Here is an 18,605-nt window from a genome sequence, read left to right as displayed (position 1 = left end):
TATGCGTGAAGAAGTGCTCAAGGTAGGCCTGATCGGTCTTGGGAATATGGGCCGTAATCACTTGCGAGTGCTGTCTATGCTCAAGGGTGTGGAGCTGGCTTTCGTCTCTGATGCCGATGCGGCTGTAGCCGCTCGTGCAGGTGCAGTGCACAGTGTGCCCGGAGTAATCGATCCGACTCCACTGCTTGCGAATGTCGATGCGGTAGTGATTTGCACACCGACCGTGACCCATGCGGATTACATTCGCCTGGCGGCCAGTCAAGTGAAGAACATTTTCGTTGAAAAGCCGCTTGCCGCTACCTTGGATGAGTGTCGTGATATTGCGACTTTCGCCAAGGAGAAGGGACTGAATATCCAGGTCGGTTTCATCGAGCGTTTCAATCCGGCAGTACAAGCGCTGAAGGTGGTGCTGGAGAAGAGTGAGCAGGTCATCAGTGTCGATTTCACCCGCACCAACAAGGTGAGCTCGCGTATTACCGATGTTGATGTCGTCACGGACCTGATGATCCACGACATTGATTTGGCGCTTTTCCTTAACGGCCCGGCAAAATCGGTGGTAGCCCACGGATTCGCCCACGGCAGTATGATCGATTTTGCTTCTGCATTGATTACTCATGAAAATGGTCAGTTTTCGAGAATCCAAGCAAGCCGCGTGACCGACAAGAAAAAGCGACAGATTGAAGCCACCTGTACGGATATGTTCGTTGATTGCGATCTGTTGCGTAAGGAGATCATCATCAATCGCCAGTCGGAGACCAAGCAGGGCGATGTATTGCCCTACACTATCTCGGCGATTCAAGAGGCGGTTGCGGTTCCTCCTCAGGAGGCTCTGCTGTCTGAATTGCAGGCTTTCGTGGCCAGTTGCCGGCAAGCGTCTTTGGTGAATGTGCCGGGGGTCGATGCCGGGGTTGAGGCTATGAAGATTTGTGCGGTGATTCAAGCGGCGGTGCAGGTATGACGATGCGTGATAATTTGCAGGGCAAGACGATTCTTGTCACTGGTGGTGCTGGTTTTATTGGCAGTCATCTGGTGGACAAACTATTGCTTGAAGGAGCTGCTCATGTTGTTGTGATCGACAATCTGTTCGTTGGTTCCGAGGATAACCTGAAGGAGGCGATAGTGACCGGCAAAGTCACTTTCTATCGCGACGATGCGGAGCTCAACACCAGCCTTGAGTACATTTTTTCCGATCATTCGATCGATATCGTATTCAACTGCGCGACCAAAGCGTTGAACTACTCCTTCCTGAATCCAGCCAACGCTTTCGATACCAATGTGCGTGTCACGCTCAATCTTTTAGAGCTACAGCGCCGTGGCTTGTTCAAGACGCTCTGTCATTTCTCAACTTCGGAAGTCTATGGCTCTGCCGTATATGAGCCAATGGATGAGGCTCATCCGCGTAACCCGACAACTACTTATGCTGCTGGCAAAGCTGCTGCGGATCTGGCAGTGGAAAGTTATGTGCGTATGTTCGGACTGGATGCCTTTATCGTTCGGCCATTCAATAACTACGGGCCTCGGCAGAATTATAAGGGCATGCTCGCAGGCGTGATACCGATCACCGCGATGCGCCTATTGACCGGTGGTACACCAGAGATTCATGGTGAAGGTAGCCAGAGTCGTGACTTTATTTATGTGCAAGATACTGTAGATGCGGTTGTGAAGCTCTATTCAGTTCAGCCATCGGGCGAGACGGTTAATATCTCTACGGATAATCAGATTTCGATCTCAGAATTGATTGAGCGTATCTGCGAATCGTTCGATTATAGTGGTGAAATCCTGCGAAAGCCGGCCCGCCATTCAGATGTACTCTGCCATAACGCCAGCAATGAAAAGGTCAAGGCACTGATCCAGTATTCTCTTACTCCCTTTGATAAAGGGTTGGCGGATACTCTTGCTTGGTACAAGCAGCGAATCCCTAAGGGGGAGTGATCAGTACTGCAAAATTATGATTTGATCTCCTTCGTCTTTGAAGCGCTTTTCAAGCCAGGGCTGGTTTTAGAGTGGTGCGCTAGTTTCTGGGCTTGAGAGCGCTGATTGATATGGTTGGTGTTGTCGAGTAGCTTGAATGGCTTAGAGGAAGATTACGACTATCCATTTTTTCAGGTACTTAATGTGAATGTTGGAATCGTAGGGGCCAATGGGTTTGTCGGTAGAAACTTGGCCTCGAGACTTACTACCGAGGGGTTCCGGGTCCGTGCCTACGGGCGCAGTGATATTGACCTTGTTAAACTAGAATCGCTTGCATGTCTCGAAGATCATGATGCAATAGTTAATTGCGCCGCTTATGTTGGTACGGATAAAGAAAAGCTATTTTCCGTAAACGTGCAGGGTGTTATCAACCTTTGTACTGAGTTAAATGAGCGAGCGAAACCTCCCTATTTGTTGCATTTGTCCAGTGGGGCCGTATATGGTTATATGGACTCCCCGGCATTGTTCGATAGCCCGGCGGCTCCGGTTGGTGATTATGCCTTGAGCAAGTTCCTCGCGGATGAGGTCGTTCGTTTGCATTATCGAGGGGCATCCGCAGTTGCTCGTTTATATTACCCCTATGGTGAAGGTCAGGCACAAGAACGCCTGATGCCACGATTAGTCGGTCGTGTGCTGAACCGCGAGCCCATTGATATCTCCATCCATTCCTCGTGCCCACTTATTAATCCACTCCACATCGATGATCTTTGTGATGAACTATTGGCTTTGACGCTCGGAAGTGTAGAGGGTGTCCATCTGCTTGGTGGAAGTGAGATTGTTAGTATCCGGGATGTTGCGCTGCTGATTGGGCGGATTCTAGGTGTTGATCCAGTCTTTCGTGAGACGGAAGGGGCTAAATCCAGCATGTATTGTAACGGGCGGAGTTCGGTCTCTCTAGATCTCGGACTGCGTCGATTAATCGAAAGTATGCAAGGTGATCAATGAAAGCATATCGATCCGAAGGACCCGGCACTCCTGATCTGAGCAAGTTTGCGCGTGTTGGGAATAATGTAATTATTGAGGATGGTGTTCGCGTTTTTCATCCGGAAAATATTGAGCTCGGAGATAATGTATATATCGGTCATGATACGATTCTGAAGGGGTATTACAAGGATAGAATCATTATAGGGAATAATGTTTGGATTGGGCAGGGTTGTTTTATTCATGGTGCTGGTGGCATAGAAATCGGTGATTGCGTCGGCATTGGGCCCGGTGTAAAAATCCATGCGGCCTATCATGAAGATATCGGGCGTGATGTGCCTATTATGTTTCAGAGCTTGAGTTTTGCAAAAATTATCATTGAAGAAGATGTGAATGTCGGTATTGGCGCCATCATCATGAATGGCGTGACAGTGAGTAAGGGAAGTAAGGTGGGAGCGGGTGCCGTCCTGACCAAAAGCTTTCCAGAGTACTCTATCGTTGCCGGTGTGCCGGCTAAACTAATTCGCAAAAGGTGATTTCGATGTTCTCTTGCTCAAGTCTCATCTCGGGTGGGGTGTGAGAATTTTGATAGGGCCGGTAGAGATTGCCGGTATTGCCAAGGGATTGGCCAAGGGGTTTGCGGAAAACGGTGTGACGGCAGATATTGTATTGGAGAGTCGGCACATGTTCTCCTATGGAGGGGCGCGTGATTCATGGTTAACACGCATTTGGCAAATGATTGGTGCGCGCCGTGCCTCTACAACGAGAAAGCAGTTACTAAGAAAGATATTCTACGTATTTCTGCATAAGGCATGGAGTTGGCTGATTTTTTTTCGGTCCATTTTTCTTTACGACGCTTATTTTTTTCTCTATGGCCGTACGCTTACTGACTCGAATTTTGAGTTATTTTTACTCAGAGCTTTTGGGCGGAAGATTGTTTTTATTAATGTTGGTAGTGATTTTCGTCCTCCGTATATGGATGGTTTTGTCTCGTCAAAAGTACTAGATAGGCCAGGTTTTTATAAAATGGCGGGACTTGTAAAGAGGCAGAAAAAACGTATCGCAATGTTTGAGCGTTACGCTGATTACATTGTTAGTTCGCCGAGTAGCGCCCATTTCCATGGGCGACCTTTTATTAATTGGTTTTCCATGGGGGTTCCTGCTGCTTTTGACGTCCCCAATGTAGTTGAGGGCGGGGAGGGGGGGGCACCAAAGGTAAGGATTGTGCACAGCCCATCAAGCCCTGTGGCCAAGGGAAGTCAGAGGATATGTGAGGTTATTGATGGACTGATTGCCCGAGGCTATCCTATTGAGTTCATCAAGCTTCATGGTGTCAGCAATCAGGAGGTGTTAAAGCAACTGGTGAATTGTGACTTTGTTGTTGATCAGCTCTATTCAGATATTCCGCTCGCGGTTTTTGGCTCTGAGGCGGCTCGTTTCGGAAAGCCTTGTGTCGTCTCTGGCTATATGGCACACAGTGTTTCCCGTTATATCCGTACCGAAGATATGCCGATAAGTGTATATGTGCTCCCGGGGGACCTGGAATCTGCAATTGAGAGGTTGGTTTGCGATGTGGAGTTGCGGGTAGCGTTGGGACAACAAGCACAGAGTTTCGTACAGGAACACTGGTCATGTGCAGCAGTTGCCAGGCGTTATCTTGACCTTCTTGATGGGACTCCACGCGTCGAATGGTGGTTTGATCCTGCGAGGATCGATTATATCGGTGGTTGTGGTGCCCATATCTCCCATATACGTTTTCTCGTAAAAGGCTTGGTTGAACACTGTGGTACTGAAGCCTTGGGGGTTGAGGACAAGCCGGCTCTGGAGCGGGCGTTACTCGACCTGGCCTCTGGCGAGGAACCGGCCCTTAATGCTTAAGGCTATTTTGCGGGACAGTCTGATTTATGGCTTGGCCTCGGTTTTGTCCAAGGGGCTGGCTATTTTTTTATTGCCGCTTTATACCCGAGTGCTCTCGACTGGCGATTACGGTGCTTTCGACTTGCTTGTCACCTTTGGTGCCCTTGTGAACCTCTCCGTTGCACTGGAGGTGTCGCAGGGACTGGCGCGTTATTGGGGTGATACTGAAAAACAGGCAGAGCGACGTGAACTTGCCAGCACCACCTTCTGGTTCACCTTGAGCATGTATGGCGCATTTTTCCTGGCTAGCATGCTGGCGTCATCACAATTGAATCTGTTGCTTCTCGGTAATGAGGCCTACCTCGGTGTTTTTCGTCTAGGTTTGGGTTTCATCGCTATCAATGGCATTTATTACCTGTTACTCAACCAGTTTCGCTGGGAACTGCGCAGCAAGGCCTATGCAGTGGTCAGTTTCTGCTACGCATTGATGACGCTCGGCTTTGCCATGGTCTTCTGCCTATTGCTTGGTAAGGGACTGGAAGGGGTGATGCTTGGTCAGTTGTTAGCCGCTTTGTGTTCGGCACTGATCAGCCTCTGGCTTTTGCGCACGACCTTCGGCTTTTCCTTTGATGTCCACAAGTTGCTGGCGATGCTGAAGTTCTCGGTACCATTGGTCCCGGCAGGACTGGCCGTGTTTGTCAGCCTATACATAAATCGTGTGGCACTGGTCCATTTTGGCTCGCTGGAAGATGTGGGCTTGTTCGGCATAGGGAGTCGTATCGCAGGTCTTTCAGCGTTGTTGATTCTCGGTATTCAGGCGGCACTGACGCCGCTGGTCTACCAGCATTATCGAGAGCCGGAAACTCCAGCCCAGATTGCCCGTCTATTTGGTTGGTTTGCGGCCGTGGCGCTGGCTGGTTGCTTGTTTCTTGCCGTGTTTGCTCGTGAGCTCCTGGCTGTTTTCGCGACAGCGGGATACTTCGCGGGCGCGTCATTGGTTGTCTTTCTGGCACCTGCTCTGCTTTTGTCGCAGATGTATATCTTCGCACCAGGTATTGCCATCCGTAAGAAAACTATCTGGCAACTTTGGGTCACGTTGCTATCTGCGACGGTTAGTGCTGTCGGTAACTGGTTGTTGGTTCCATCGTGGGGCGTGTTTGGTGCCGCACTGGCAACACTCCTGGCGGCGATGGTCTTTTTCCTGGCCTGGTTATTGATCAGCCAGCGCCTCTATCGGATTCCTTATAACTGGCGTGCCTGTTTGCTAGGCGTCGCAGCCTTCATTGTCTGTGCGTTGGTGAACGCGCAGCTGGATCGACTGGATCTTTACTTGCCTTTGACCCTGGTGTTGAAAGCACTGCTGTTGGTAGCTCTGTCAATCGTTGTAGTAGCGGGTGGTCTACTGCCACTTGCGGATATTCGTGCGCTGCTGACTCAGATTCGGCGGCGTATTGGTCGGTAGTCTAATGTGTGATTCGGCGGGCCTGGCCTTGTTTCTGGAGATTGGATAGTCATGTGCGGTATTGCAGGGGGATGGTGGCCAGCTAGGTCATCCTTGGTGGATGCCAGTCTGGCAGGGGCACTTGGCGCGATGCGTCTACGGGGCCCGAATGACCAGGGGTACGAACTGTTTGATATCGCGGGCGCCGTCGCCGGCCTGGGACATACACGCTTGTCGATCATCGATCTGTCATCGGCAGGACACCAGCCGATGCATACGGCTGATGGGGCGCTGTCGATTGTTTTCAACGGCGAGATATACAACTATCGGGAACTGCGTGAGGAACTCCGATCACTCGGACACGACTTTGTTTCCGAATCTGACACCGAAGTATTGCTGATCGCATGGCGACAGTGGGGCAGGGCCTGCCTGCCACGGTTGACTGGCATGTTCGCATTTGTGGTGCTCGACCGGAGTACTGCGACCTTGACCGCTGTGCGTGATGCCTTTGGCATCAAGCCCTTCTTCTACACCCAGGAGCAGGGGGCATTCTTGTTCGCTTCGGAGGTTGCGGCGATCAAGGCGCTGAAGCGGGAAGCAGTGACACTGGATTGGCAGCGTTCCTATGACTACCTGATCCACGGCGATTATGACAGCGGTCCGGGGACTTTTTTCGAGGGGGTTTCGAATCTCCTACCTGGACATCTGATGTCCGTCGATCTTGGGACAGGCTCGATCAGCATCCCGCAGCGTTGGTGGGTACCCTCCATTACGGAGCGTCTGGATCTGAGTTTTCCCGAGGCCACGGAGCTCGTCAGGGAACGCTTTCTGCAGAATATTCGTTTGCACCTGCGTAGTGACGTGCCGCTTGGAGCTGCGCTGTCAGGGGGGATTGATTCATCTGCTGTCGTATGCGCCATGCGTCAGGTTGAGCCTGACTTGCCGATCAATACGTTCAGCTATATCGCTCGGGGCAGTGATGTAAGTGAAGAGATGTGGGTTGATCGAGTCAATGACCATGTCGGTGCCACTGCCCATAAAATGGTCGTTAGCGCTGATGAACTGGCTCGGGATCTGGACTCCATGATCCTGGCACAAGGAGAGCCTTTCGGTAGTACGAGCATTTATGCTCAGTACCGGGTGTTTCAGTTGGCCAAGGAACAGGGGGTTACGGTTACTCTGGATGGTCAGGGGGCCGATGAGATGCTGGCCGGTTACAGCGGGTATCCCGGGCAGCGTCTACGAAGTCTGATTGAAAAGGGGCGTTTGTCCGAGGCCTGGAGTTTCCTTGATGAATGGTCCAAGTGGCCTGGGCGTAGCCGGATGGGAGGCGCCAAACGATGTGTGGCTGAAATGACCCAGGGGGCACTGAATCAGGCATTGCGCTCGTTGAATGGCATGAGTGCGCTACCTGCCTGGATCAAGCGGGAGCCGCTTGCCGAGCGGAATATCATCCAGCGTTATCCACTACAGCGCTCCGATGTGACGGCGTCCGGCAGGCGTGTGATGGCCGAGTTGGCGCTTTCGCTGACGCGACGTGGCTTGCCTGCGTTGCTACGCCAGGGGGATCGCAACTCCATGCGTTTCTCTGTTGAAAGCAGGGTGCCTTTCCTTACTTTGGATATGGTGGATCTTCTGCTCTCGTTGCCGGAGTCTTACCTGATCTCTCCCAAGGGTGAGACAAAATCGGTGTTTCGTGCCGCGATGCGGGGTATCGTGCCGGACGATATTTTGGATCGCCGTGACAAGATTGGTTTCTCCACTCCTGAGCAGGTTTGGTTGACATCTATGGCTGATACGATTCGGAACTGGTTGCGAGCTGATCTGAAACTACCATTTTTTGATCAGGCCGAAGTGTTGCGTGAGTTCGAACTGATCATCACTGGCAAGAAACCTTTCTCCTGGCAGGTGTGGCGGTGGGTCAATTTTTGCCGCTGGCACAGCCACTTTCTTTCGTGATGGTGGAGTGAAGGGACTTAAATCTGTTTCAGAGTAAAAGGACGGCTCGATAAAAAACGCTCACATGCTTCGGTCCGATATACAATTCGGGAGGGGCATGATTGAGCGTTTTTTTTGTAATGTCAAAAGAACATCATCATGTGATGTTATAAGGCTATTTTAGGAGGGGCTTTAAGATTTTGTGATCGAGGCTTTGCTAAAGAGGGACAAAAAATGAATTTTGTCTCGTGTTTCTGGCTAACATATTGATAACAAACAGTTTTTCAGTGTGTGGCGTCTATTTAAAATAGAATATTGATCCGAATTTCGATTGATGCTTTCGAAATGTCCGGTGCCGATATCTCATGGATGGGTATTTTGAGTGAGAACACAATGAAGAATTTATTTATCTTTCCGGCCGCATTCATGGTCAACACATTTGCCGTAATGTTAGTGATGATCGGGCTGAGTCTGTTTGGCAAGCCTGAACTGGCTGCGGATTTCGGTGTGGTTCATGGCGCAACAGTGGCACTTTTCTATTCATTTTCCGGAAACGCCCGTAGTCTGATTCTGAGCGGAAATAAACAGGTAGAGAGCGCATATATATTACGATTGCGCTGTTTTCTCCTGCTCCCGCTCTGTGCGCTGGCTTTTATGCTCAGCATTGGCTTGGTGGCATCCGGCTGGTTGATGGTCCTGCTGTTGGTTGCACGTCGTGCATGTGAGTGGCTGGCGGAGGTATTTCTCTGTGAGCAGGAGTACGAGAATCGTTTCCAGCAGGCGTTTCGTTCCTTCGTTACTCAAGGGCTCTGCGGGCTTTTGGTTCTGGTAAGTCTTTCTTTCGAAATGACTATTGGCTACTGGGTCCTGGCCATATGGGCTGTATCGCCACTCTGTTGGTGCATTCGTCCGAGCATGTTTACGGCGGCATTCAAGAGCCCTCTCTATAAAGAGCGAAGCTTGAAATTCTTACTGCCGCACTTTGGTTCGACTGCTGTAATTGGCGTTTCGGTTTATGTCTTCAGACTTTTTATTGTCCTGCTGGCAGGTCGGCAGGTTGCGGGGGATCTTTTTTCGGCCTTTGCTATTGGGGGTATACTTGGGGCGGTGTTTTCTCAAGCATTGGGTCCGACCCTGGCATATAGCCAGGAGCACTCCAGAAATACCAGTCGAATATTATCGCGATTGGTAAATTTATTAGTTTGTTTTTCACTGGTTGTTGGTCTTTTGGTCGTAGGGTTTGCATTGCTCTGGCCGGGGATGTTGTTATGGGCGGGAAAGGATCTTCTGTTTTGGTATGCGGTAGGCTTCTCGCTTATGGGGGGAGGTGTCATGGTAAAAGCTCAGGAGACTCGCCTACGGCTTTTGCAGGGAAGGACGAAGGGCGATGTTTTTGGCTCCGATCTTTTGGCTAATATTCTGTTGGTCGGTTGTATACCGTTCCTTTATTATGGTGTCGGTGTCTCTTCGTTGGCTATACTTTATTTGCTGAGTGCCATGCTGTCGTTGGTTTTTTACTTTAGTGAGAGGGGGGGATTTTTTTACTTCAAGAGTTCAGGTTTGACTGAGCGGTGGGTGCTACAGGGCGTCGCGTTCTTATTGTTTTTTCCATTATTTTTTCAGCTTTCCGGAGGGATATATCAGGGGGGCGAATATTTCTCCAGTGGTGGACAGTTAACGTTGCTACCTATTCCGGTATCTGTTTTGGCATGCTATGCGGGTATTGTCATATTTGGCGAGTATTCGCGGGCACGTTTGGCGCTGATTACAGTTTTTTTTCTTTTTCTGGGAATGTTGTTTGCAAGTCTGCTTTTGGCAAAAATCCATGGTGCTGTAGTTCAGGCAAAGCTGGTTTTGCTTGTGCAATATATTCTTCCAGTATTCGCGCTGGCGCTTGGGCAGCAATACGGACTAAGAAAGAAAGCTGTTCTGCGTATGTCCAAGGTACTATTTTTGATATTGCTGATTGTTGTTCCTTTGGAGATTATGTCTACGATTACCCAGGGGCTTTTATTCCTTTCACCATCGGTCTACGTTTTTGGTATCTACCAACACTTGCAGTATGTGCCAGTGATTTTTGCGGGGGGCTTCATAATCGCACTGTTCTCTCTGTCTGAGGAGGCGCGCGTCTATCGGCGCGGTTTGGTCGTATTGTCGGCTATTATGGGAGGGTACGTTTCATTTTCGGTTTCAATGCTTGCTTGTGGCTTGATGGTAATAGGAGCGCTGGCTTATTTTCTTCGGAATCTGTTTTTTCGAAAATATCGTTGGCATGGATTTATCGTATTTCTGATTGTTGCCTTGAGTGTTTATCTGGGGGTTGCTTTGTTTGTGAATCCTCAGTTTCTTGCCGGGAAGCTGGGGTATGATTTGTTTGATGGTAGAGCGCCTGTGGATGGGCTTAATAATCGGACAGAACGAATGATATACTGGCAATATTATCTGTCTGGAATATTTGATAGTTTTAGTTCGTTCTGGTTAGGGCATGTGGAGGCGCCGGATAGGAAGGAGTTTCCCAGTGCTCATAACTATTACATGGATTTCGTTTATAATTTTGGCTTTCTGGCGATCTTGCCTCTGCTCTGTTTGATCGTGTTTACTGTGTATTTTTCGATACGAAATATGTTTAAGATCTGTGCCTCTCCTCAGTTGTTCGGGTTGACGGGAGTGGTTCTTTTCCTGCTGCTTGCGGATAATATGCTGAAGGTAGGGATGCGGCAGCCTTACCCTGGGATCATGACCTTCTTCCTTTGGGGGGTTCTGCTTTCTGCCTTCATTGGTCTAAAAAACGAAAAAAGGGACTCCCTTTGATCTTTCGTCTTGAATTTTAAACGCGCTGTTTAAACGCCGTATGGCTTTATCGGGGTATTGTCATGTCGATAAGTATGTTGTTGGATTTTTTTTTGTGTGCTTTTTTAGGGTTTGAATTTATGTGATGTCAGCATGCATCGGTTTTTATAGCGCCTGTCTATTATCCCGGGTGGACGCTATGCAAATACTTTGGCAGTACTCCATCAGATGAAAAGGTCAGACTTTTTCAGGTGAAGTGACTTTTTGTGGTGTCTGGAGTAAAATGTCAGCTTTTGAATTTTAGGTAAAGAAGCTGGGGGCGTGTTGCAGATTTGTCGTAACACGCTGGATCTTCAGATGATTTTTATACGGGTTTCTTCGTGTTTTATGTTTTTTAAGGGCGGATTGTCATGAAGGTGTTGTCGATTGTTGGTGCGCGTCCACAATTTATTAAGGCTGCAGTTGTTTCTCGTGCTTTTTCAGAGTTTCCTGCGGAAATAACAGAAGTTCTCGTGCATACAGGTCAGCACTACGATGCCAATATGTCTGAGATTTTCTTTGAGGAGCTGAATATTCCCCGGCCGGATTACAATCTTGGTGTTGGTGGCGGTAGTCATGGCGAGAATACGGGGCGGATGCTTGAAAAGCTCGAAGGCTTGATGTTGAAGATCCGGCCGGATTGGGTTTTGGTATATGGTGATACCGATAGCACGCTTGCGGGGGCATTGGCGGCTGCCAAGCTGCATATTCCGGTGGCTCACGTTGAAGCTGGACTCCGTTCGTTCAATCGACGGATGCCGGAAGAAATCAACCGTGTATTGACAGATCATGTTTCTAGTATTTTGTTTGTGCCAACGGCCACCGCGCTAAAGAATTTGCAGGAAGAAGGAATTTCTCTCAGTAAAATTCACGTTGTAGGCGATGTCATGTGTGATGCTACTCATTATTATAATGGGTTTTCACGTAAGCCGGATTGGTTTGATGAACTCTCCCTCGCCGAGAGTTTTGTGCTTTGTACTGTTCATCGAGCTGAAAATACAGACTCTGTCGAGCGTATGCAGGGCATTATTGACGGGTTGGAGAGGTCTGGCAGTCCTATCATTTTGCCCTTGCATCCACGTACTCGTAATAAACTCGAGCGGTTGAATATAAAACTTCCAGAAAATATTCACGTAGTGGAACCGGTAGGTTATCTCGAGATGAACTGGCTGGAGGCGAACTGCAGGTTGATTGCTACCGATTCCGGAGGTGTGCAAAAAGAGGCTTATTTCCACGGTAAGCCTTGTGTTACATTGAGGGATGAAACCGAGTGGGTTGAACTGGTTGAAGGTGGGTTCAATACTCTTACTGGTGCAAATCCTGATCTGATCGATAAGGCCATACGCGCGAGCAATGGTTCGGAATTCAATATTGCCATCTATGGTGATGGGCATTCTGCGCTCAAGATTGTCCAGGGCCTGCTGGAAAATACTGTGGTCAAATGATCCGTTGACAAGGCTTCAGAGGGGTCATTAGAGTGATGGTATCAAAGAATCTGCTTCCTATTGAGGAATGGCTGCCGTAGATGAAAATAGTTTTTGTTGTACATTATTTTCCACCTGTTAATAGTGCAGGTGCGAAACGAGTTGAGGCTATCTCAAAGTATTTGGCAGCGGCAGGTCACGCGGTTACAGTCGTTACTACGAGGAAAACTTCTGCTGATGGTAAGTTCACAGAGGCTCTTCCGAGTGGTGTCGATGTTATTGAACTCGATAGTTTTGGCCGGCGTTCGCTGTCGAGTTCGGCTGATATCTCCTCTGTGCCCATGCCCGTGGAAAAATATTCGTGGCGCTCACGGATCAAAAGCCTTGTGCAGCGCTATTTTGGACAAATTCCTGACCCGAGATTGTTTTTCGCCATTTCATTTATAAGCCCTCTGCTGGACAAGCATGCATGCCGGGCTTTGGCTGCTGCGGATGTGGTCATAGGGTCTTCGCCGCCATGGTCGGTGCTTCTGGCTGCCGTTCTTTGTAAGAAGCGATTTAATATTCCTTGTATTCTGGATTATAGAGATCAGTTTAGCGAATGCCATGGCATGCCGGGAGGGAAAATAGCCAAGTGGTTAGAGCGTCGCATTGATCGATGGTTGGTTCGTAATGCTGATCATGTAGTTACTATTTCCGAGCCGATGGCCTCTTACTATAAAGAAATGGCTCCTGAAGTTTCGGTAATCATGAATGGATATGATCATCAGGTTCTTGAGCTTGCTCGTACGAGGATTGTTTCTCGGCCGGCAGAGAAGACGAGGATCCGCTATATGGGGTTCGTCTATCCTGGTCGAATTCCGCATAATTTCATGAAGGCACTTGTTCGTTTGAAAGAAGAGAATGTTTCTCGATTTGAAAGCATCAGTGTTGAGTACTATGGTGGTTCGGATCTTGTGCGGGAGGCTTTGGATAAAAATTATCCATCTATTATTCCTGCTTTCAAATTCAATTCGGCGGTTCCTTACATTGATTCGCTGCAACTGACTGTCGAGTCGGATTACCTTCTATTTGCCGAGACTTCGTCTAAAGCTTCTTTGAGTGCGCAAGGTATATTGACCACTAAACTTTTCGAGTATATAGGTTCCGGGCGTCCTGTACTTGCGGATATTTCTCCGGAAACCTTGGCGGGCTCCCTGCTACATCGTGCAGGTGGTGGGAATATTGTTGGAGATAGTGAGGATTTTTTCCTACAAGCTCTAAATCGCGCGGAGTTTTATACTCGTCAAGAAGACAATTTTTCGGAATTTTCCCAAGGGTTGTCGCGTCAGGCTCAAGCTCTTCAATATGCGGACCTCATCGATTCCGTCGTCAAGGGTGGTTTGCGATAGGTGTCCCATAAGCCTGCCAGGTTTCGAGATGTGCTGCGTGTTCTGGGGGGCAATGTTACGCTGTCGAGGCCTTTGTATACCTTGCGGGAGTCTACGGTTGCAGTATGGGGCGAAATGTCTCCGGTAGTGGTTTTTCCGGAGGTTCTGGTGCATGGGAGGGAGGCGATTTCAGTCGCAGTTCAGGCTTGCGGCGCTCTTGCCTTTCTCCATGCGTGCTGAGACGTGACGCCTTGCCGGGGGAGCGTGGTCACTGCCAAAATGCGAGCTTGTTCTAGATGAGCCTTAAGTCCAACGGCTCATTTCAACTTAATAGATAAAATGTGAATTTTTTGAAGCTATTAATTTTCTCTCAATATTTCAGTCCTGAAAGCTTCATTATCAATGATATAGTGCGCACCCTTGTTGCCCAGGGACACGAGGTGGTTGTTGCTACCGGAAAACCAAACTATCCGGATGGCAAGATATTCCCTGGGTTTCGGGCATGGGGGTGTCAGCATGATCGCTTTCTGGAGACTGTCGATGTCTTGAGAGTACCCCTCTGGCCGCGAGGTGAGGGAGGCGCGATGAATATGCTTCTGAACTATCTTTCATTTGTTATTACCGGGCTGCTTTTTTTTCCTTGGCTGCTACGAAAGCGAGAGTTCGATGCGATTCTGGTTTTTGCCCCGTCACCTATCACCCAGGCTATTCCCGCGATAGCGCTCAAATGGTTGAAAAAGGCGCATCTTGCCCTGTGGGTGCAGGATCTTTGGCCTGAGAGTCTGGCGGCAACCGGGTTCGTAAAAAACCGCCATCTGCTAAGGGGGGTCGGTTGGATGGTCAGGGGGATTTATGCCGCTTGCGACCAGTTGCTGGTCCAGTCTCATGCCTTTATCGAACCTGTCGCTGGCTACGCGTCCAGGAACAAGATCGTCTATTACCCCAACTCTGTGGATGTTCACACGCCGAAGGTCACGGTACCCGTTCCCTGTGAGTTATCTGCGGTGCTGGAGAGTCGTTTTTGCGTCGTGTTTGCTGGCAATCTCGGCACTGCCCAGGCGCTGGGTACGCTCTTGCAGGCTGCAATGCAACTACGTGATGACAAAGATATCTGTTTGGTGTTGGTGGGCAGTGGTAGCAGGCTGGATTGGCTCAGGGAGCAGAAACAGGCTCACGGACTGGACAACCTTGTCTTACCTGGCCGTTTTCCTGTCGAGGCGATGCCTGGCATCTTCGCACGGTCGTCCGCGTTGTTGGTTTCTCTCAACGATGAGCGCATTTTTGCACAGACCATTCCAAGCAAGATCCAGTCTTACCTGGCTGCTGGAAGGCCTATCATTGCTTGCTTGAACGGCGAGGGGGCGCGGATTGTCGAGGAAGCTGGCGCCGGTCTGTCCTCTCCTGCAGAGCAGGTACTGCCACTGGTTGCCACTATCCGTAAGATGCACGATCTTGATGACGCTGAAAGAGATGCAATGGGGCGTTCCGGGCGTGATTATTTCGATCGGCATTTTGAAATGGGCCGACAGACCGCTCGTTTGGTGGAGTTGCTGAAGGGCTGACTCTCGCGGTTCAGTCTGCCAGGAGTCTTCTTCGTCGGTGACTATCGCCTCTGTTTCCACGCTTGCAGTTTCAATGAGCCTGTAGCCTGTTTCGTTTGTCGGTGCTCTTTCGGCAAGTGCTATTTTTCGTCTGTTGCTGGACAATATGGCCGCCCTAGACGTTTTTTTTCTGGAAATATCAGTTTTGTGCCGATGTGTGTAGAGCGGCCTGGTCAAATCAGGACGATGACCCCACTACGCAGTGAGCTGGATTAATTCAAGGTTTGGATCTGAGTGGCACCATGAAGATATTAGTGTTGGGTATTACCGGGATGCTCGGTAATGCGGTATTCAAAGCATTCAGCCAGGATTCTCAGCACGATGTGTGGGGGACGCTGCGCACTTCGGCAGCACTCAGGCATTTTCCTGCGTCTGCTCATGAGCGCATTCTGATCGGGGTGGATGTACTGGATCAGGATGCACTTGCCGCGGCCCTGGCCAAGGTTCGTCCGGACGTGGTGATCAACTGTATCGGACTGATCAAACAACTGGCCGATGCCGAAGATCCGCTGACGGCGTTGCCGATCAACGCCATGTTGCCGCATCGCCTGGCTCGGCTTTGTGCCCTGGGTGGCGCGCGTCTGATTCACGTCAGTACCGATTGCGTGTTCTCGGGTCGTAAAGGGGGTTACCGGGAAAGCGATCTGTCCGACGCTGAAGATCTCTACGGGAAGTCCAAGTACATCGGCGAAGTACATGACCTGCCCAATGTGATTACCCTGCGAACCTCGATCATCGGGCACGAGTTGGGTTCGACTTATTCGCTGGTGGACTGGTTCCTGGCACAGGAGCGCAGCGTCCGAGGTTTTTCCCAGGCCATTTTCTCCGGCTTGCCCACCGCCGAGCTGGCTCGGGTCATGAAAGACTTCGTCCTGCCGCACCCGGAGCTCAATGGCCTGTATCATGTGGCGGCCGAGCCGATTGCCAAACTGGATCTGTTGACCCTGATTGCCAGCCAATATGGCAAGTCCATCGAGATCCATCCAGATGCGGCATTGGTGATCGATCGATCGCTCAACAGCGAACGCTTCACCCAGGCCACTGGATACATCGCTCCAACTTGGCCGCGGCTCATCGAGCTGATGCACGCCACTCGCTAACGAATACGGAAGGTTTACATGTTCGACGACAAGGTATTGATGATCACCGGCGGCACCGGTTCTTTCGGCCATACGGTCCTCAAGCGTTTTCTCAATACCGCTGTGCGCGAGATTCGCATCTTCAGTCGCGATGAGAAGAAGCAGGAAGACATGCGTATCGCGCTGGCCAATGACAAGATCAAGTTCTACATCGGCGATGTACGCGATTACGACAGCCTGTCCCAGGCGATGGTCGGTGTGGATTACATCTTCCACGCCGCCGCCCTGAAGCAGGTCCCCTCCTGCGAGTTCTACCCGATGGAAGCGGTCCGTACCAACGTACTGGGCACCGAGAATGTGCTGAATGCCGCCATCGCCAGCGGGGTGCAGCGAGTAGTGGTGCTGAGCACCGACAAGGCGGTCTACCCGATCAATGCCATGGGTATTTCCAAGGCGATGGCCGAGAAGCTGATGGTTGCAAAGTCGCGCATGATCCCGGCCAAGGGGCCTGTTATCTGCGCTACTCGTTATGGCAACGTCATGGCCTCGCGGGGGTCGGTGATTCCATTGTTCGTCGATCAACTTCGCTCAGGTCAAGTGCTGACGGTCACCGATCCGGAAATGACTCGTTTCCTCATGTCTCTCGAAGACTCGGTCGATCTGGTTCTCCACGCTTTCGAACACGGCCAGCAGGGGGATCTGTTTGTCCAGAAAGCCCCAGCCTCCACTGTCGGCGACCTGGCCGAAGCACTCAAGCAACTGTTCGGCAAGCGTAATGAGGTCAAGGTGATTGGTACTCGCCACGGTGAGAAACTCTATGAGTCGCTGGTTTCCCGTGAGGAAATGGCCAAGGCCGAGGACATGGGGCGCTACTATCGGATTCCGGCGGATAACCGTGACCTGAACTACAAGAAATACTTTGTCGAGGGTGAGCAGCGTATTTCCGAGCTGGACGACTACACCTCGCACAATACCGTTCGCCTGGACGTACCGGGAATCAAGGAACTGTTGCTCAAGCTCGACTACATCAAGGAGCAACTCGATGCTTAAGGTCATGACGCTGGTCGGCACGCGTCCCGAACTGATCAAGATGAGCCGGGTCATCGCCGAGCTGGATCGCCAGGTCAATCACGTGCTGGTGCACTCCGGGCAGAATTACGACTACGAACTCAACCAGGTCTTTTTCGATGACCTGGAGATCCGCAAGCCGGATCATTTCCTCGGTGCGGCCGGCGATACCGCTGCCAAGACCATCGCCGAAGTCATTGCCAAGTCCGATGAAATCTTCGAGCTGGAAAAACCCGATGCGTTGCTGCTGTACGGTGACACCAATACCTGCCTGGCGGTGATCGCCGCCAAGCGCCGCAAGATCCCGGTGTTCCATATGGAGGCGGGGAACCGCTGCTTCGACCAGCGAGTGCCTGAGGAGCTGAACCGCAAGGTGCTGGATCACCTCAGCGATATCAACATGGTGCTGACCGAACATGCGCGTCGTTACCTGATCGCCGAGGGTATTCGTCCTGAAACCATCATCAAGACCGGCTCGCACATGCAGGAAGTCCTCGACTACTACATGCCCAAGATCGAGCAGTCCGATGTCCTGGCCCGCAGCGGCCTGGAGCAGGACAAGTTCTTTATTGTCAGCGCTCACCGCGAGGAGAACGTCGACACCCCGGATAATCTTCGGGACTTGCTGGACACCCTGCGGGCCCTGGCCGATCACTATGGCTTCCCGCTGATCGTTTCAACACACCCGCGCACGCGCAAGCGCCTGGAGGCCTTGGGCGAATCGCTCGATCATCCGTTGATCCGCTTTGTCAAACCGTTCGGCCTGCTGGATTACATCAAGCTGCAGATGTCGGCATTCTGCGTGCTGTCCGACAGCGGTACGATTACCGAAGAGGCTTCGTTGCTGAACCTGCCGGCTGTCACGTTGCGCAATGCCCATGAGCGCCCTGAAGGCATGGATGAAGGTACGCTGATCATGAGCGGCTTGAAGCGTGATTCGGTGATGGACGCGGTGCGCGTGGTCACCAGTCAGCATTCCCGCGACGAACGCAAGGTGCCGTTGGTGCCGGATTATCAAGGTGGCCCGGTTTCCCTGCAGGTTGTCCGGGTGGTGCTGAGTTATACCGACTACATCAATCGCACCGTCTGGAACAAAGCCTGAACAC

At 50.8% G+C, this 18,605-nt stretch carries 14 protein-coding genes; all 14 read left to right on the top strand.

Translation table 11 applies throughout. The features are described 5' to 3' along the window. Position 1 precedes the first annotated feature (1 nt). The 14 genes from ACL9RJ_RS12160 (at position 2) to wecB (ACL9RJ_RS12095) (ending at position 18,601) form a co-directional block, all read left to right on the top strand. Positions 2-958 (top strand): Gfo/Idh/MocA family protein, encoded by a 957-nt coding sequence (locus tag ACL9RJ_RS12160; protein ID WP_017123488.1) that lies wholly within the window; start codon positions 2-4, stop codon positions 956-958. Between the two features lie 2 nt (positions 959-960). Beyond that, on the top strand, positions 961-1,932 hold the full coding sequence (locus tag ACL9RJ_RS12155) for a dTDP-glucose 4,6-dehydratase (protein WP_422765286.1): 972 nt from the start codon (positions 961-963) through the stop codon (positions 1,930-1,932). Between the two features lie 132 nt (positions 1,933-2,064). Beyond that, positions 2,065-2,916 (top strand): NAD-dependent epimerase/dehydratase family protein, encoded by an 852-nt coding sequence (locus tag ACL9RJ_RS12150; protein WP_422765285.1) that lies wholly within the window; start codon positions 2,065-2,067, stop codon positions 2,914-2,916. Beyond that, a complete protein-coding gene (locus tag ACL9RJ_RS12145; protein ID WP_422765284.1) occupies positions 2,913-3,428 on the top strand; it encodes an acyltransferase in 516 nt (171 codons plus the stop codon). The genes ACL9RJ_RS12150 and ACL9RJ_RS12145 overlap by 4 nt, the downstream gene beginning before the upstream one ends. A gap of 13 nt (positions 3,429-3,441) precedes the next feature. Next, entirely contained in the window at positions 3,442-4,770 is a 1,329-nt protein-coding gene (locus ACL9RJ_RS12140; protein WP_146049125.1) for a glycosyltransferase, read from the top strand. Continuing rightward, positions 4,763-6,211 carry an oligosaccharide flippase family protein gene (locus ACL9RJ_RS12135; RefSeq protein WP_017123493.1) on the top strand — a complete coding sequence of 483 codons (1,449 nt, stop codon included), beginning with the start codon at positions 4,763-4,765 and terminating at the stop codon, positions 6,209-6,211. The genes ACL9RJ_RS12140 and ACL9RJ_RS12135 overlap by 8 nt, the downstream gene beginning before the upstream one ends. A 51-nt stretch (positions 6,212-6,262) precedes the next feature. Beyond that, a complete protein-coding gene (asnB, locus tag ACL9RJ_RS12130; RefSeq protein WP_103032582.1) occupies positions 6,263-8,149 on the top strand; it encodes an asparagine synthase (glutamine-hydrolyzing) in 1,887 nt (628 codons plus the stop codon). Between the two features lie 324 nt (positions 8,150-8,473). Then, positions 8,474-10,939, top strand: coding sequence for a hypothetical protein (locus ACL9RJ_RS12125; RefSeq protein ID WP_103032581.1), 2,466 nt, complete (start codon positions 8,474-8,476; stop codon positions 10,937-10,939). A gap of 389 nt (positions 10,940-11,328) precedes the next feature. Then, positions 11,329-12,402: a non-hydrolyzing UDP-N-acetylglucosamine 2-epimerase gene (wecB, locus tag ACL9RJ_RS12120; protein WP_422765283.1), complete on the top strand. Its 1,074-nt coding sequence runs from the start codon at positions 11,329-11,331 to the stop codon at positions 12,400-12,402. Positions 12,403-12,482: 80 nt separating this feature from the next. Next, complete coding sequence (locus ACL9RJ_RS12115; RefSeq protein WP_083875235.1) at positions 12,483-13,772, top strand: glycosyltransferase; 1,290 nt, start codon at positions 12,483-12,485, stop codon at positions 13,770-13,772. Between the two features lie 329 nt (positions 13,773-14,101). Then, the gene (locus ACL9RJ_RS12110; RefSeq protein ID WP_422765317.1) at positions 14,102-15,313 is read left to right on the top strand and encodes a glycosyltransferase family 4 protein; all 1,212 of its coding nucleotides are present in this window, start codon (positions 14,102-14,104) and stop codon (positions 15,311-15,313) included. Between the two features lie 281 nt (positions 15,314-15,594). Continuing rightward, entirely contained in the window at positions 15,595-16,452 is an 858-nt protein-coding gene (locus ACL9RJ_RS12105) for a dTDP-4-dehydrorhamnose reductase family protein (protein ID WP_042934394.1), read from the top strand. A gap of 18 nt (positions 16,453-16,470) precedes the next feature. Beyond that, on the top strand, positions 16,471-17,481 hold the full coding sequence (locus ACL9RJ_RS12100) for a polysaccharide biosynthesis protein (RefSeq protein WP_017123499.1): 1,011 nt from the start codon (positions 16,471-16,473) through the stop codon (positions 17,479-17,481). Beyond that, positions 17,474-18,601 carry a non-hydrolyzing UDP-N-acetylglucosamine 2-epimerase gene (wecB, locus tag ACL9RJ_RS12095; RefSeq protein WP_017123500.1) on the top strand — a complete coding sequence of 376 codons (1,128 nt, stop codon included), beginning with the start codon at positions 17,474-17,476 and terminating at the stop codon, positions 18,599-18,601. Before ACL9RJ_RS12100 ends, wecB (ACL9RJ_RS12095) begins: the two co-directional genes overlap by 8 nt. The last annotated feature ends 4 nt before the right edge of the window (positions 18,602-18,605 follow it).

The organism is Pseudomonas sp. Mn2068 (genome assembly GCF_049319725.1).
Taxonomy (GTDB): domain Bacteria; phylum Pseudomonadota; class Gammaproteobacteria; order Pseudomonadales; family Pseudomonadaceae; genus Aquipseudomonas; species Aquipseudomonas gingeri.
Note: the sequence above shows the minus strand (reverse complement) of the source record. Positions and strands in the feature narration are given on the sequence as shown.